The 16,196-nt window shown below is 37.9% G+C and carries 13 protein-coding genes, 1 other RNA gene and 1 pseudogene; 13 read left to right on the top strand and 2 right to left on the bottom strand.

Translation table 11 applies throughout. The features are described 5' to 3' along the window. Positions 1–102 precede the first annotated feature (102 nt). Genes HCG49_RS07400 through HCG49_RS07425 form a run of 6 tightly spaced genes read left to right on the top strand, consistent with a single transcriptional unit; the run spans position 103 to position 6,040 of the window. Entirely contained in the window at positions 103–1,011 is a 909-nt protein-coding gene (locus HCG49_RS07400; RefSeq protein ID WP_168468897.1) for a TatD family hydrolase, read from the top strand. Further along, positions 1,012–1,914, top strand: a complete 903-nt coding sequence (gene eboC, locus HCG49_RS07405; RefSeq protein WP_168468898.1) for a UbiA-like protein EboC — start codon at positions 1,012–1,014, stop codon at positions 1,912–1,914. 14 nt (positions 1,915–1,928) lie between these two features. Beyond that, the gene (locus HCG49_RS07410) at positions 1,929–3,104 is read left to right on the top strand and encodes a 3-dehydroquinate synthase (RefSeq protein WP_168468899.1); all 1,176 of its coding nucleotides are present in this window, start codon (positions 1,929–1,931) and stop codon (positions 3,102–3,104) included. Beyond that, positions 3,104–4,297: a metabolite traffic protein EboE gene (eboE, locus tag HCG49_RS07415; RefSeq protein WP_168468900.1), complete on the top strand. Its 1,194-nt coding sequence runs from the start codon at positions 3,104–3,106 to the stop codon at positions 4,295–4,297. The genes HCG49_RS07410 and eboE overlap by 1 nt, the downstream gene beginning before the upstream one ends. Positions 4,298–4,300: 3 nt before the next feature. Beyond that, positions 4,301–5,677, top strand: coding sequence for an alkaline phosphatase family protein (locus HCG49_RS07420; RefSeq protein ID WP_168468901.1), 1,377 nt, complete (start codon positions 4,301–4,303; stop codon positions 5,675–5,677). 3 nt (positions 5,678–5,680) lie between these two features. Then, positions 5,681–6,040: a transmembrane 220 family protein gene (locus HCG49_RS07425; RefSeq protein WP_168468902.1), complete on the top strand. Its 360-nt coding sequence runs from the start codon at positions 5,681–5,683 to the stop codon at positions 6,038–6,040. A gap of 14 nt (positions 6,041–6,054) precedes the next feature. On the opposite strand, the pseudogene HCG49_RS07430 reads toward HCG49_RS07425, so the two are convergent. After that, positions 6,055–7,844, bottom strand: a pseudogene (locus HCG49_RS07430) (DNA polymerase III subunit gamma/tau). 133 nt (positions 7,845–7,977) lie between these two features. Between HCG49_RS07430 and rnpB the strand changes: the two are divergent. Both rnpB and HCG49_RS07440 read left to right on the top strand, forming a co-directional pair. Beyond that, positions 7,978–8,321: RNase P RNA component class A (gene rnpB / locus HCG49_RS07435), an RNA gene on the top strand. 621 nt (positions 8,322–8,942) lie between these two features. Then, a complete protein-coding gene (locus tag HCG49_RS07440; protein WP_168468903.1) occupies positions 8,943–9,308 on the top strand; it encodes a DUF2200 domain-containing protein in 366 nt (121 codons plus the stop codon). Between the two features lie 136 nt (positions 9,309–9,444). On the opposite strand, the gene HCG49_RS07445 is transcribed toward HCG49_RS07440, so the two are convergent. Beyond that, a complete protein-coding gene (locus HCG49_RS07445; protein WP_072762884.1) occupies positions 9,445–9,639 on the bottom strand; it encodes a cold-shock protein in 195 nt (64 codons plus the stop codon). A 609-nt stretch (positions 9,640–10,248) separates the two neighbouring features. On the opposite strand from HCG49_RS07445, the gene HCG49_RS07450 reads away from it, so the two are divergent. The 5 genes from HCG49_RS07450 (at position 10,249) to HCG49_RS07470 (ending at position 16,141) form a co-directional block, all read left to right on the top strand. Beyond that, positions 10,249–10,674 (top strand): hypothetical protein, encoded by a 426-nt coding sequence (locus tag HCG49_RS07450; protein ID WP_168468904.1) that lies wholly within the window; start codon positions 10,249–10,251, stop codon positions 10,672–10,674. 118 nt (positions 10,675–10,792) lie between these two features. Then, a complete protein-coding gene (locus HCG49_RS07455) occupies positions 10,793–12,514 on the top strand; it encodes an amidohydrolase (protein ID WP_168468905.1) in 1,722 nt (573 codons plus the stop codon). Between the two features lie 393 nt (positions 12,515–12,907). Further along, positions 12,908–13,423, top strand: coding sequence for a hypothetical protein (locus tag HCG49_RS07460; protein WP_168468906.1), 516 nt, complete (start codon positions 12,908–12,910; stop codon positions 13,421–13,423). Positions 13,424–14,353: 930 nt separating this feature from the next. Then, positions 14,354–14,782 carry a DUF1801 domain-containing protein gene (locus HCG49_RS07465; protein WP_168468948.1) on the top strand — a complete coding sequence of 143 codons (429 nt, stop codon included), beginning with the start codon at positions 14,354–14,356 and terminating at the stop codon, positions 14,780–14,782. A 363-nt stretch (positions 14,783–15,145) separates the two neighbouring features. Beyond that, on the top strand, positions 15,146–16,141 hold the full coding sequence (locus HCG49_RS07470) for a hypothetical protein (RefSeq protein WP_168468907.1): 996 nt from the start codon (positions 15,146–15,148) through the stop codon (positions 16,139–16,141). The last annotated feature ends 55 nt before the right edge of the window (positions 16,142–16,196 follow it).

The following is a 16,196-nucleotide window of genomic DNA, read 5'->3' on the forward strand; positions in this document are numbered from 1 at the left end:
CCATGAATATCTGCTGCTTTAGGGGGGATGTTGTTTAAAGGAAGGAAGTAAACTATTGCATTGACAATTAAATATTAAAAAAAAACAATATAGAAGTATACTATGGAAGAGAAAATGATGATAATAGATCCTCACGTACACATGACGTCTAGGACTACCGATGATTATGAGGCTATGGCGGCAGCAGGAGTGGTAGCCATCATTGAACCTTCTTTTTGGTTGGGACAGCCACGGACGCAAGTGGGTTCTTTTCAAGATTATTTTAGCAGTTTAGTAGGGTGGGAGCCCTTTAGAGCGAGCCAGTTTGGTATAAAACACTACTGTACCATCGGATTAAATTCTAAGGAAGCTAATAATGAAGCTTTGGCAGAACAAGTACTAGAATTGCTACCCTTATATGTTCATAAAGAAAACGTAGTGGCCATTGGAGAAATTGGGTATGACGATCAGACCCCTGCGGAAGATAAATATTTTAGGGCGCAATTAGAATTGGCCAAAGAATTGAACTTACCGGTACAGGTACATACCCCGCATAGGGACAAGAAGGCCGGTACGATTAAAAGTATGGAAGTATGTCTAGAGCATGGTTTAGATCCTTCCATGGTGGTTATTGACCACAATAATGAAGAAACGGTAAAAGAAGTTTTAGACCGTGGATTTTTGGCAGCTTTTACCATTTACCCTAAAACAAAGATGGGGAATGAACGGATGGTTGAAGTGGTTCGTAAATTTGGAAGTACCAATATTATCGTGGACAGCTCGGCGGATTGGGGTGTTAGCGATCCATTAGCGGTGCCAAAAACAGCGTCTTTGATGTTAAAAAGAGGTATTTCTAGAGAAGATGTGAGAAAGACATGTTACCAAAATGCCTTGGATATTTTTGGAATGAACGGAAAAATGAAGGAGTCGGACTGGTTAAAGCCATCAGGAATCAATCAGACCCAACTCTTTAATGATAATAGTGTTTTACGAGGGCAAGAGCCTAAGATAGATACTGATAAGATAGTATAAATGAATCCTGTAACTAAAGGATATTTAAGACTTACTAGACCTGCAAACCTACCTACTTCAGCGGCCGATATTTTAGCCGGTATTGCTATCTCAGGAGTTTTTATGCACTCTTCATTAGGGGAGTCATCTAGCGCCAATAATATAGAAGATATTCTACTATTGATAATGTCTTCGGTGCTTTTATATGCAGCAGGAGTGGTCTTAAACGATGTCTTCGATTATAAAATAGATAAAACAGAACGTCCAGAAAGACCTATTCCCTCTGGTCTGGTACCTTTAAGATCGGCCGCTATATTTGGAGGCGTATTAATGGCATTGGGGGCAGGGATAGCTTTTTTGGTAAACCCTTTAAGTGGCTTAACGGCTACCGCCCTAGGATTGGTTATTCTTTTGTACGATAGTTTGGCAAAACATCACGGTTTTTTTGGTCCTCTGACCATGGGGACGTGTAGAGGCATCAATTTATTATTGGGAATAAGCATTCTGGGTACTTTTAATTATTGGTGGTGTGCATTTATTCCTATAGTATATATTGCCGCAATAACCCTTATAAGTAGGGGGGAGGTATATGGGAATAACAAAAAGCATATTCTTTTTGCCGCGATTTTGTACGCCAGTGTAATTCTTGGCATTATGTTGCTGTTCGTTAGCGCGGACCTAAACGTACTACAGACATTGCCCTTTCTTGTGTTATTCGCTATTTTGGTATATAGGCCATTGGTGAAGGCTTATAAGATTAATTCACCCGAAAATATAAAGAATGCAGTGGTTGCCGGGGTACTTTCTATAATAGTACTAGACGCAACCTTGGTTGTAGGGTTTTCCTATTGGTGGGTAGGTTTACTAACCCTACTATTATTGCCTTTATCCAAATTTTTGTCCAAACTGTTCGCAGTTACCTAAAGTTAAAAAAACAGATGCAACATTATAAAGCTATCGCCCAGTCGTTTAAAGTTCCCTTTGAGTATAAACTTCATTTCACGGAACAGCTGTTTCAGGCGAATAATCCCCTATTTAAAAATATAATTTCCGATTATAATGACAAAGGAAACGTAAAGGTCCTTTTTGTTATAGATGATGGTGTTGTGAAAAATCATCCTTCTCTACAAGAAGATATAAAAGGATATTGCGAAACCTATAAAGAGACTATTGCTTTAACAGAGCAATTAATAATAGCAGGTGGGGAGCAGTGTAAAAACGACTACGAAAATGTGGAACGTATTTTGGAAGCGGTCAACGAAAACCGTATTTGCAGGCATTCTTTTGTTGTGGTTATTGGCGGAGGTGCTGTTATAGATATGAGTGGTTATGCCGCCGCTATAGCGCATAGAGGTGTGAAACTTATCAGGATTCCTACTACGGTATTATCCCAAAATGATTCGGCCGTAGGGGTTAAGAATAGCATTAATATTTTTGGAAAGAAGAATTTCTTGGGGACTTTTGCCCCTGCATATGCCATTATTAACGACAGTCACTTTTTAACGACCTTGGAAAACAGGGATTGGATTTCCGGTATTGCCGAAGCGATAAAAGTGGCACTGATAAAGGATGATGTTTTCTTTAAGTATATAGAAGAAAAAAGTGTTTTGTTGCATGCTAGGGAGATGGATAGCATGCAGTATTTAATATATCGCTGTGCAGAAATGCATATGGAACATATTGCCCAAGGAGGAGATCCTTTTGAAAGTGGTTCTTCTAGGCCGTTAGATTTTGGGCATTGGGCGGCTCACAAACTTGAGTATATGACCAACTATCAATTGAGGCACGGTGAAGCCGTCGCTATCGGTATGGCGTTGGATTTAACATATGCCCATTTTATTGGATTAATAGATAAACCAACCCTTGATCGTACTCTTAAAGTGATGGAACAGATCGGCTTCGATTTGCATATCCCTATCAAGGGAGAACAGGAATTGGACGAACTACTTGCGGGAATTGAAGAGTTTAGAGAGCATTTAGGAGGAGAACTTACTATTACGCTAATATCTAAAATCGGAAAAAAACACGACGTTCATGAAATCGATATGGCATTAATGCGAAAATCGGTAGTTTGGCTCAATGAAATGTTCCAACCCAAAATGTCCCAATTCTAATGATTATCAATAATAAGTATCACCTAAGTTACTGCACTAATATACATCCAGGGGAAAACTGGCAGCAAACCTGGGAGAGTTTAAAGAAATATCTCCCTAGAATAAAAGCAGAAGTTGCAGCAGGAGTGCCCTTCGGTGTCGGTTTGCGATTGTCTAATATAGCTAGTGAAGAATTGCAAGAGGGAGATCGCTTGCAAAAACTGAACGATTGGTTAGAAGAGAATCAAATGTACGTTTTCACCATGAACGGGTTTCCTTATGGCAATTTTCATAACGAACGGGTGAAAGATCAAGTACATGCGCCGGATTGGACCACTACAGATAGATTGACTTATACCAAAAGGCTCTTTGATCAGTTGGCATTTTTAGTGCCAAGAGGAATTTCAGGAGGAATTTCGACTTCTCCTATAAGTTATAAGCATTGGCATAAGACGGAATCGGCTTTGGAAGAGGCATTCTTAACCGGGGCCAAAAATATGGCTCAGGTAGCTCTGCATTTATATGAGATAGAAAAAAATACCGGTAAACACCTGCATTTAGATATAGAACCAGAGCCAGATGGTATGCTCGAAAATAGCGATGAGGTATTGCATTTTTTTGAGACTTATTTACTTCCTCAAGGCAGTACACTGCTGATGGAAGTTCTGGGAGTGGATGCAGCAACGGCTAGGGAACTAATATTAAAATATATCACCGTTTGTTACGATGTATGCCATTTTTCTTTGGCATATGAAGAACCGGAATATACCCTTACAAAGTTTAGGGATGCTGGAATTAAGGTTGGGAAGATTCAAGTTAGCTCAGCCTTAAAAATAGTATTCGACGAAGGCGATACGGAGAAGGTATGGGACTCTTTGGCGCAGTTTAATGAAGGGGTATACTTGCATCAGGTGACCCAAAAAGTTGACGGTAGGGTGATTACGTATAACGACTTACCTAAAGTGTTAGCAGAAAAGCCTGATGCAGACGAGCTAAGAGCCCACTTTCATGTCCCTATATTTTTAGAGAAATACGATGCTTTATTATCTACCCAAGACCAAATTATCAAGGTGGTGGAGTATCTTAAAAACAATCAGGTTTCCGAGCATATAGAAATAGAAACGTATACCTGGGATGTATTGCCAGCTGGTTTGAAAACGAATCTGACCGATTGTATCGTTAGAGAAATACAATGGTTAAAGAATAAGCTTTAAATAATGAAAAAGACTGTAGTAATTAATGTTGTTGGCTTAACGCGTAGTTTAATAGGGGAACACACTCCGTTTATTAAATCGTTTTTGGAAAAAGGAAAGTTGGCAACCATAAGGCCACAGTTACCTGCGGTTACCTGTGCGGCCCAGGCCACTTATTTAACGGGTAAAACCCCTTCCGAACATGGAATCGTAGCCAATGGCTGGTATTTTAAGGAAGAGCACGAGGTGAAGTTCTGGAGACAGTCCAATACCTTGGTGCAGCAAGAAAAAATATGGGACAAGCTAAAAAGACAGGATGAAAACTTTAGCTGTGCCAATATGTTTTGGTGGTATAATATGTATTCCAATGCCGATTATAGCGTAACACCTAGACCCAACTATTTAGCCGATGGAAGAAAAATACCGGATATTTATTCTTATCCAGCTGAACTGCGCGATCATTTACAGGGCGAACTGGGGACTTTTCCGCTGTTTCATTTTTGGGGACCAAAGACCACTATTAAATCGAGTCAATGGATTGCCGATGCCGCGATGAAAACCGAGGCCATGCACGACCCGACCTTAACTTTAATATATCTCCCTCACCTAGATTATAACCTTCAGAGGTATGGTAACGATTTTAACGTTATATCCAAGGATCTAAATGAAATAGATGGGGTGGTAAAACAATTGGTAGACTTCTATGAAAGGAAGGATGCGCATATAATCCTGCTTTCCGAATATGGAATTACCAATGTTAATAATCCTATACATATTAATAGGGAGCTAAGAAAAGCTGGCTATTTAAAAGTAAGGGTAGAACGGGGATTAGAATTGTTGGATGCAGGACAAAGCGAGGCCTTCGCCGTTTCTGATCATCAGTTGGCTCATGTGTATATTGACAATGTTGCGGAAAAGGAAAAGATAAAATCTATGCTCCAAAATGTGAAGGGAATAGAAAAAGTTCTTTCTGGCGATGACATTGTTGCGATGGGCCTAAATCATGAACGGAGTGGGGATTTGGTAGTGGTTGCCGATAAGAACTCTTGGTTTACCTATTATTTTTGGCTTGATGATGCCAAGGCTCCCGATTATGCGAGGATGGTAGATATTCATAAAAAACCTGGTTATGATCCTGTAGAAATGATGACCGACCCCAAGGATAAATTTTTGATGCCTAAAGTATTATGGAAATTAGCAAAGAAAAAGATGGGCTTTAGAACTGTTTTGGACATTATTCCTTTGGATGCAAATTTAATAAAAGGGTCTCATGGCCGTATTCCGGAAGATGCTAACGATCACCCAGTATTCATAACAAATAATGTCAGTTTAAATCCTAAAGATACTTTGCTAGCGACCGAAGTATGTGGGCTTATAGAAAGTCATGTTCTAAAATCTTAATTCATGAAATTGTTCTCCAACCTTGTTGCGGCAATTTTTACTGTGTTGTTTATATGGGCGGCATCCATGCAGTACAATGATCCGGATGCAGCCCTGTGGTATGTTTTATACGGTATTGCTGCTTTAGCTTCAGTCTTGTTTTTATTTCAAAAACTACCAAAGCTAATAGGGCTCTTCCTAGGAGTTTTTTATGGGATAGGAGGAATTTTATTTTGGCCAGAGCAGTACCAGGGTGTTGCTATTTCCGGAGGGGATATCGATAATATAGAGCACGCCAGGGAATCTTTGGGGCTTTTCGTAAATGCTATCGTAATGTTGTTTTATACTTGGCGGATCTCTATGCGAAAAAAGGAATCCCTTTAAGCACCCATACCCTTTTACATATCCAAATCGAATTCTTGTCGTAGAAAATCGATCACAGGATTCTTTTCCCTTAGTTTTTGGTACTTTTCCTCGGGTGTAAAAGCAAACTTTTTGGCAGTAGCTTCGTTGACGCTTATTTCTAAACTAATAAAATGGTTGTTCAGTTTTAGTTTTAAGAACTCCATTAAATCGTACTTATCCCTTTCTACCTCTTTTTTCATGGTATCGTTGGGCAATTCTATACAAAGTGTAAAATTATCCTTTAATTTTGGAAGATCGGCATTGAGGTTAGAAGCCAATATTTTACGTCCCCCCTTGTCTAAAACCTCTACAAATTCTGTCCACAATTCTTGCATGGCCTTTTCTGTAAAAGGGCTCTTTGGTAATTGGTTTTCATCGGCAACATCTTCTTTTTTACTAAGTTCATGTTCCTTTTTTGCCTTTAAGCTAGATAAGGAAAGACCAGAAACTCGCTTGGGCAATGATTTTAGGTTTATTTTGGTTGCTGCGGCTGCAGAGGCAGTCTCTAGTTTTTGGCTTCCAATGGGCGCATTGCTGCCGTTCTGCTGCCCTGCTACGGTTTGTGGACTTTTGGCAAGGGTAGGAGTTGCTGGAGAATCTGTGGTGACGGTAGGTTTTTCTAGAGTTTCTTGTGCTTCAACACCGGTCTTATAATAAGAAGCAGGGATTATAAAATTGAGATGGCTAAGGCTATTTCCTAGGGATTTAGACTTTTTTTTTTATCTCCATCGAAACCGATGGATGCCAATTTCATTAAGGTAAGCTCTACTAAAAGACGTTGGTTTTTGCTAGACTTATAGTGAATGTCACAATCATTGGCGATTTCAATGCCATCAAGTAAAAAGGGCCCTGAAGTTTTTTTGGACTGCTCTAAGTAATTCCTTTTGGCGTCATCACCAACCTCTAAGAGAGCTATTGTTTGTTGGTGCTGGCATACCATAAGATCTCTAAAATGCGAAGCCAAACCACTCATAAAATGATGCCCGTCGAACCCTTTGGCAAGAGTGTCGTTAAAGAGCACTAAAAGTCCAGGGATATCATGATCTAATATTAGGTCGGTAGCTTTAAAATAGGTGTCGTAGTCCAAGACGTTTAAGTTCTCGGTCACGGCTTTTCGAGTCAGTGATTTTCCTGAAAAACTCACCACACGGTCAAAAATAGAGAGGGCATCGCGCATCGCGCCATCGGCCTTTTGGGCAATGATGTGCAAGGCGTCGCCATCTGCTTCTATACCTTGATTTTCTGCAATATATTTTAAATACTCTACGGCATCACTAACAGTAATACGCTTAAAGTCGAATATTTGACAACGCGACAAAATAGTCGGGATGATTTTGTGTTTTTCGGTAGTCGCCAGAATAAAGATAGCATGTGCTGGTGGCTCTTCCAAGGTCTTTAAAAAAGCGTTGAAGGCCGCTTGGGAAAGCATATGCACCTCATCGATAATATATACCTTGTATTTTCCTACCTGAGGGGGTATACGTACCTGGTTCGTTAGATCCCTTATGTCGTCTACCGAGTTATTGGATGCGGCATCCAATTCAAAGATATTAAAGGCAAAATCTTCATCTCCATAATCTCCGGTAGCCTGGTTGATTTGCTTGGCCAAAATACGGGCACAGGTAGTTTTTCCTACGCCACGTGGTCCGGTGAATAAAAGTGCCTGCGCCAAATGGTTGTTTTCTATGGCATTTACTAGGGTATTGGTAATAGCCTGCTGGCCCACAACATCTTTAAATGTTTGGGGTCTATATTTTCGTGCAGATACTATAAAAGGCTCCAATAGATTGACTTTAATATTGGTGTAAAAATAGGGACCAATAGATTATTCTACAAATATAAAAATAGCTTGGCATTCCATGGCTTAATTAATGCTCTTTAGTAGTTTATTTATCAACAATTGAATTACCTTTGCAGCAGCAGGTCGCCTTATCGCTGAAAAGCAAACTTGTTTTGTGAATCAGAGGAAAGTCCGGACACCATAGTGCAGTATAGCGGGTAACGCCCGTCCATCGAGAGATGAGGACAAGTGCAACAGAAAGCAGGTACAGGTAATGCTGTAGTGAAACCAGGTAAACTCTATACGGTGCAACGCCATGTAAATCAGTGTTTGAGGGTGCACGCCCGAGCTGAAGGGTAGGCGGTTAAAGCTGTTGGGCAACCAATAGACGAGATAAATGATAAGGACATTCTTATTTTTTAGGAGCAATTCTAACATAGTAACGACTGAACAGAATCCGGCTTATGACCTGCTTTTTTATATGAATTGAAAAACTAATTTCGGTTAGATTTCTTTCCCTTAACAGAGACCGTAGTTACATTGGTTGGTCCGATTATCCCCAAAAAATATAAAATTGTATTACTTTTTGTTGAAAAGTTGTTTCTATAATTCCTCCTTTTGTAGATATTCCTTCAAGAATGAATTCTGAAATCATTTTCTATTTTTATTGTCCGAAATTCAAAATTTAAGGATAATAAAGACATATGGGTGCTTTGTTCGATTATGTGTCTGTGTTTGCGCTACTTTATTAATGGTTTCCTTTGAAGGGGGAGTGTTTTAAAACTGTAATTAAAGCAGTGGTTTTAAAAATACTCTAGTCATGTCATTCATGGAGGAACTTAAATGAAATGAGAATGATCGAAAACGGGGCGCCAATATGAATGAAAAAAAATGATGTAGATAGTACCGTTAAAAAAAATCTACAAATGAAATTGGTGACAACCTAATGTATTATATTTAATAATTAGATATATTGTTGATAATTAATTGAGTAAGATGATCTGAACAGCGGAAAGGGTAGTTTATTGTTTGGGTCTTTGATTTAATAGCGTATATAAAACGGATTAAATAGTTAATTTTAGGAGTAATAAAATATAACCAATGAAAACAACACCTGAGCATAATGAGCGTATAGCAAAAATGACTTTTGCCTCTGTTTATCCTCACTATATTACAAAAGTTGAGAGTAAAGGCCGGACGAAAGAAGAATTGCACCAAGTAATTGAATGGCTGACAAGTTTTGATGAAAATAAATTAGAAGCACTGATCAAGGAGAAAGCAACGTTTGAAACCTTCTTTGAGAAGGCAAAACTACATCCTAATGCTCATCTTGTTAAAGGTGTAATCTGCGGTTACCGGATAGAAGAAATTGAAAATCCCTTAACGAAGCAAGTAAGATATTTAGATAAGTTAGTAGATGAATTGGCTAAAGGCCGAAAAATGGAAAAAATTTTACGTGAAGTCTAATCTTAAAAGACAATACTGCCAATCTCTAAATCTACAGTTCGAATAACAATTATAGACAAAAAAAAGACCGTTTTTTCAAACGGTCTTTTTGGTCTTTAATAAGATGTTATCCATAAAGGATAAATATTATTGAGAATTAATCTATAACTTGAACGTTAATAGCGTTTAATCCTTTTTTTCCTTGTTCAGTATCAAACTGTACTTTATCATCTTCTCTGATTTCGTCAGTTAATCCAGAGATATGAACAAAGATATCTTCGCCTGTATCTGCTGATTTAATGAATCCAAATCCTTTTGAGTCGTTGAAAAATTTTACTGTGCCTTCTTGCATCTTTACTTAATTTTAATCTATTAATTATTTTTTTACAAAAAAAGCTTCCTATTTAAGATAAGCATATCTAATGAATTAATATTGAAATTGTAAAAACAATTCATATAATTTAAAAACGCTATTGTAAAAGTGATTGTAAAAATAAAATTGGAAAGAAGAGAAAACTCGTAAAACTAATTGTATTATATACTACCTTAAAACTCTATAGGAGTCTGTTTTTTGTGGTGCAAATATACTACTTAGTTTTAACAGAACCTAATCATTTGGTCAAAAATGTTAGTTTTAATACTTCAAATAGTGGTGTTGTTTAAAACAGTAGGTTTACTTATTAAAAATAATAGCCAAGATTATAATTGAATTATGGATTTTGTTCTATCAATAATTTCCAGCATAAAGGAATATTAAAATCAATCTGATCGAAAAAACTATGGGGAGTTGGAGTAGAAGCTTAAGGCCTTGGACTGGGGATAGTTACTTTATAGGTCCCATCGGATATTGTTTTCAGTTTTTATGTCTTGGCAAAAGTCCAAATTCTTGGAAGAGTACATAGTAGGGCATTAGAATGCAACCAAATGAAGAAAAATTCATCTAAAAGGAAAGCCACTTGTTATGAAAAGAATACTCTGCCTAATTCTAATTGGACTAACGAATTTAAGCTGTTCAAACGATGACAATCAAGGAAAGCAAAATAATTGTGATTTTGAGGTGTTGGTAAGTGCTAAACAATATATGAATGCGCCTTCGGGCCAGTTAACAATTAATAGATTGGAAATAATCGACCATTGTTTAAAGATAAACTTTAGTTCGGGTGGATGTGGTGGAGCTACTTGGGAATTGAAATTAATTGACTCAGAAGAAATATTAGAATCCTTTCCTCCTCAAAGAAATTTACGGTTATCATTAAAAAACGAAGAATTATGCGAAGCGTATATCACAAAAGAATTGACTTTTGATATTTCAAATTTACAAGTTGATGGAAATCAAGTTCAATTGAGGATCACCAATTCTGATCAAAGTATTTTATATGAATATTAAATAACGACACAACCATAACCATGGGGCAGTCATTCTGGTCCTTTTAGCTCGCCGAATTCTTCTGAAGTTTATATTCATATAATTAAATTGTAAATTCCATTTCCTAAAACGAACATATATGCGATTACGTAATTTTCTTTACTCGGGGGTGGCCATGGCCTTCTTATTCTTATCAGCCTGCCAAAGTCCTAAAAATGAATCCGCGACCATGCTTATTTATGGTGGTACTATTTATACTGTAGATACAAACCAACCACTAATAGAAGCCGTAGCCATAAAGGACAATATCATACTTTTTGCCGGTAGTCTTGCTGAAGCCGAAAAATTTAAAACCGACCAAACGCAACTGATAAATTTGGAAGGTAAAACTATGACCCCAGGGTTAATAGAAGGGCATGGGCATTTTATGGGATTGGGGTACAATGAGTTGAACCTAGATTTGATGCACACTACGAGCTATCAGGAAATAGTAGCTGCCGTAGCGGAGAAAGTTAAAACGGCAGCACCGGGAGAATGGATTACCGGTAGAGGATGGCATCAAAACAAATGGAAAGAAATGCCTGCCGACATGGTTAATGGTTTTCAAACACATGATATGCTTAGTGCGGTTTCTCCAGACAATCCTGTCTATTTACGCCATGCCAGTGGGCATGCAGGTTTTGCCAATGCAAAAGCCATGGAAATAGCGGGTGTCACAGTAATGTCTAAGGAAGGAATCAACAAATTTGAGGTAGAGGGCGGTGAAGTAATGCGCGATGCGATGGGAAGGCCGACGGGTATTTTCAACGAGCGTGCAGAATACCTGATCACAAAACATATTCCGGAGAGCACCCCAGAGAAGGATATCAAAGCATTTGAACTAGCCGTTGCCGCTTGTCATAGAAATGGCATTACTGGCTTTCATGATGCTGGGATAGGGAGAGAAACCATTGCCCTTTATAAGGAAATGAAGACCCTGGATAAAATGAAAATCCGACTGTATGGCATGCTTACCGGTTGGGATAAGGAATTGCTAAGCGAGTGGTATGAAAAAGGTCCGGTGATAGATCCTGATAACTTACTGACCCTCCGTTCTGTGAAATTGAACTGTGATGGTGCTTTGGGGTCTAGGGGAGCTTGGTTATTGGAACCCTATACCGATAGACCCGGACATTTTGGTCATGAAACCCTTCCCATGGAATTTGTAAAGGAGACTGCCTTGAATGGATTGCAAAAAGGATTTCAAATTTGCTCGCATGCCATAGGCGATCGGGCCAACAGAGAAATACTCGACCGCTACGAGGCGGCTTTTACCGCTTTACCGGACTTAGCAGTCGACCACAGGTTTCGAATAGAGCATGCACAACATTTACACCCAGATGACATTCCTCGTTTTGCCGAACTAGGGGTAATCCCTGCCATGCAAGCGATTCATATGTCTTCCGATAGGCCTTGGGCTATTGACCGTTTGGGAGAGCAACGAATCAAAGAAGGAGCCTATATGTGGCAAAGTTTACTACAAAGTGGTATTCCCATTGTCAATGGCACCGATGTACCGGTGGAACCAATGAATCCAGTTGCTAGTTTTTATGCCAGTGTAAGTAGGAAAACTTTAAAAGGAAGTCCAGATGGCGGTTATGAGCCAGCAGAGAAAATGACAAGGGAACAAGCCCTACGGTCTTATACCTTGGATGCGGCCTATGGGGCCTTTGAAGAAGACATCAAAGGGTCTATTACGGTTGGCAAACTGGCCGATTTTACTATTTTCAACCAGGATTTAATGAAGGTAGCTGAAAAGGACCTCCTAAATACAAAAGTAGTCATGACTATTTTCGATGGAAAAGTGGTGTATGAGGAGTGAGGATAATTCTAAATATAGGCCAAGATTCATTCCTACATAATTACCTAAAATTAAGATTTTTCTTATATTTAGCTGTGAATAAACATTTAAACATTTTGGCGTCGGTCTCGAATCATAAGAAAATAACACGGGGAGAAGTAAATTGTTATCTGGCCAACAGACGGACCGAAATCAATGTTTGTAATGTTGAAATGCTTTAAGATGAATCAAGTGCTCACTTTTCTATTTTGTTTTTTTATTTTGTCTTGTCAATCCAAGAGGGAGGAACAGAAGGATGAAAAGATAAATGAAAACCAACCTCCAACCTTCACGGAAGATACGCAAACAATTGGCAGAGTTGATACGCTCCTTAATTCCAATGAATATTTATTATTGGGTAAAAAAACAGCTAAAGTGAAAGTTGTAAAGGAAAACGAAACCGCCCATTTTCCGACCTATAACATTCTAATTACTTATAAAGATGATGTAATTATCGGAGAAAACATAGTCTTGGATGAGGTTGAAGTTTATAAGAAATACAAGCCTAAGACAACATTTGAAGATTATAAGGTAGATTTATATGAAGGAGATTTGGCCGACCCAGATTTTTCAACAGCCCCAGCGGCAAAAGCATTTATTTCTCGAATGACCAATGAGTGTAAAAAAGGAATCAACTTCGCTGGTCATTATACTTTAGTTATCTGGGGTTGTGGTACCGCTTGCCAGAATGGCGTGGTCGTTGACAGAAAAACGGGGAAAATATTTGAAGGGTACGGAACAGCGCTAGGTTCGGAATTCAGAAAAGACAGTAATATGATCATTAAGAACATTGGCGCCATTGACATGGAAACTAACTTAATTGAAGTTTTTGCTCCTAGCGACGTCAGCCACCAGGTGTGGACAGGAACGGAATTTAAAGAAATAGAATAAAAAGAAGGTTAATAATCAACACCATGGCTGGCATTTGATGTCGGCCTTATAACTCACAGATTGAAATTAATAACAAATGAAAAACTGTCCTAATTGTACCTCTGAAACTGAAGATAACTTTGAAATATGCTGGAAATGTAATTACAGTTTCACGGAAGGGAAAATAATAGAATTTAAAGACGAACTACCTGGCGGGAAAGAAATAGACTGTTTACGATGCAAGGTACCGATGCATTATTCTGGGATATATAAGTTTCACGAAGGAAATAAAACAGGGTTATGGGGGAATGTTTTCGAAATTTTTGTCAATCGGGAATCTTTTGACCTTTATTTATGCCATAAATGTGGAAAGGTAGAATTCTTTTCTCCCTTTAAAAAGCCTTGAGATTTCTACTCCAAAATTCTTTTTTGCAACCAATTATAAGAGAAACGATGAACATCTCACCGATTAGAATTCAGGTGAACTAAGCAAACTACAGCATAAAGCAAACCAAATGATAAAATAGGAAGTAATAATTGCAGTAGCACACGTTGGAAAAAGCTCTGTATGGTATCAAAAGCTGCTAAACTGTAAAAGTGGACACGGTGGAAATACATTTGAAATTTTGACCAATGAAAACAACGAACAAATATTGTCTTTGCACAAATGGGAAACTCATGGACATCCAACCATGTCCGACAAAAAAAAACAGCAGGGAACGGACTGATATTATATTTTGTAGTTGACGATTTTAACCTGATTTGGGAGAACGCTCAAAAAATTGAAGGCAAAAATAGAAGTAGCACCTCGTTTGAATAATAATTCGGGTCGAAGAGAGTTTTCTATTCGTGACTTAGATGGTTATTACGTATCCATTTGTACAAACATCATACATTAAAAAAAGCTACAATCTATAAATATCTATAAAATTCCCTGTAGTTTTGGATAGGATGAAGGATTTTAAGACCATAACGAACCCAGCAGTTGAAGTAGTTTTTAATAATTACCCCGATTTTGTGCGTGACAAAATGCTGCATCTTAGAGCACTAGTAATAGAGGCCGCCAAAGAAGTGGAAGGCTTAACGGAATTGGAAGAAACCTTAAAATGGGGCGAACCGAGTTTCTTGACAAAAAATGGAAGTACCATTCGAATGGATTGGAAGCCAAAATCGCCAAAGCAATATGCCTTGTACTTTAAGTGTACCAGTAGATTGGTAGAAACTTTTAAAATTGTATTTCATGACACTTTTGTTTTTGAGGGAAGAAGAGCTATAGTTTTTCAACTAGATGATCGGTTACCTAAAGAGGAGTTGAAATATTGTATGAAGGCTGCGTTGATGTATCACAAGGTAAAACAGTTGCCAACTTTGGGAATCTAAAAATTTACAAAGGCCTATAATAATTGCGGAATATCTGCCATTTAATATCACTTAAAAATAGATAGTTTACCGTATGCTTCTTATAGGAACCATGAATTAATCGGGCATTTCCGAAACCTCCTCTGACCGGCCCCATGGAGTTCTAGACACAAAAAGACCTTGGATAAAACTTAGGGATCTTAGTTGCAATGCTGTTAAAAAGAAGTAGTTCATTATAGTTACCTATTTTAGTTTTTATAGTGGTGAGAATCGCTTTTTGGTTTATTGTATTAGTGCTTGGGGAGGGATAAAACGGATCGTGATAAAAATAAATCCGGTAAAATTCCGTTATTCAACCTATTAGCCATTTTAAAACTAAGAAATATGCGAAATAAAATTACACTTTTAGTATGTTCATTCTTAATAATTTCAATAGTCAAGGCGCAAGAAAAAATTACGGATGACATGAGGGAATTGTATTCTAAAATCTTGTACGCTAATAAAGAGCCCATTTTTAAGGAAGATATATTTCAATATAAAACAGTTGGTTATATAGCATCGGACCACTTTCATCCGGTTCCTCCAAATCGGATTATTGAGGAATGTATCAGTAACATAAAAAATACTGGAGAGATTACTGTAACCACCTATTCCGAAGACAGTGATCTGTATTTTAAAGCACTATTGTCCGAGAATGTGGCTTCTTATTTAAGCAAGGAGCTTACTTTAACCTTAAAGGAAAGCGGTTTAAAGTATATAAATGGAAAACCAATTGTCCTGAACACTATAAGTAAGACGGCATTGAGCCCCGGAGAGCTAAAGTTAAAGGTTCGCACCAAGGAAAATATAGATGCGTCCCAAGATATTTTAGGAAATATCACCTTTGATCTGGAATATTTAACCAACTATGTAAGGGTACGGTTATCCAAGTCTGACATTGGGCAGATTTTTAACCTTGGAAGTTGTGATTTTAAACTAATCGATATTTTCAAAAATAAAATTGTATTAGAGAAATTATGCGAGGAAGAAGATGATCAGTTAGATATAAAGGTCATAAATTTTACAAGCAATGGACAAGCGATTAAATCATATTCTTATTTGGAGTTGGTTAAGTTAAAACACGAAAATGAAAACATTAATCTCGATAGTTCCCATATAAGAAGTATGATCATCTTGTATAAAACTATCTATGATATCTTCGTGGCCAAACCCGAAATTACTTCTGAAGCGTTTGATGCATTAATGACAACCGACCTATTGGAAGGGTTAAAGGATTCTACAAAATATATCATACTCAAAAATGTCGCAGATTTTGAAAGTGATTTTATCTTATACTCCCCAAAATACGGCAATAAGGAATTTAAAATGGAATTTGACTAGGGATGTGTGTTCCTGTAGAGCGTTTATTTTATGGATGACTTATCTCAAAGACGGC

The organism is Arenibacter sp. 6A1 (assembly GCF_012272855.1).
GTDB lineage: Bacteria > Bacteroidota > Bacteroidia > Flavobacteriales > Flavobacteriaceae > Arenibacter.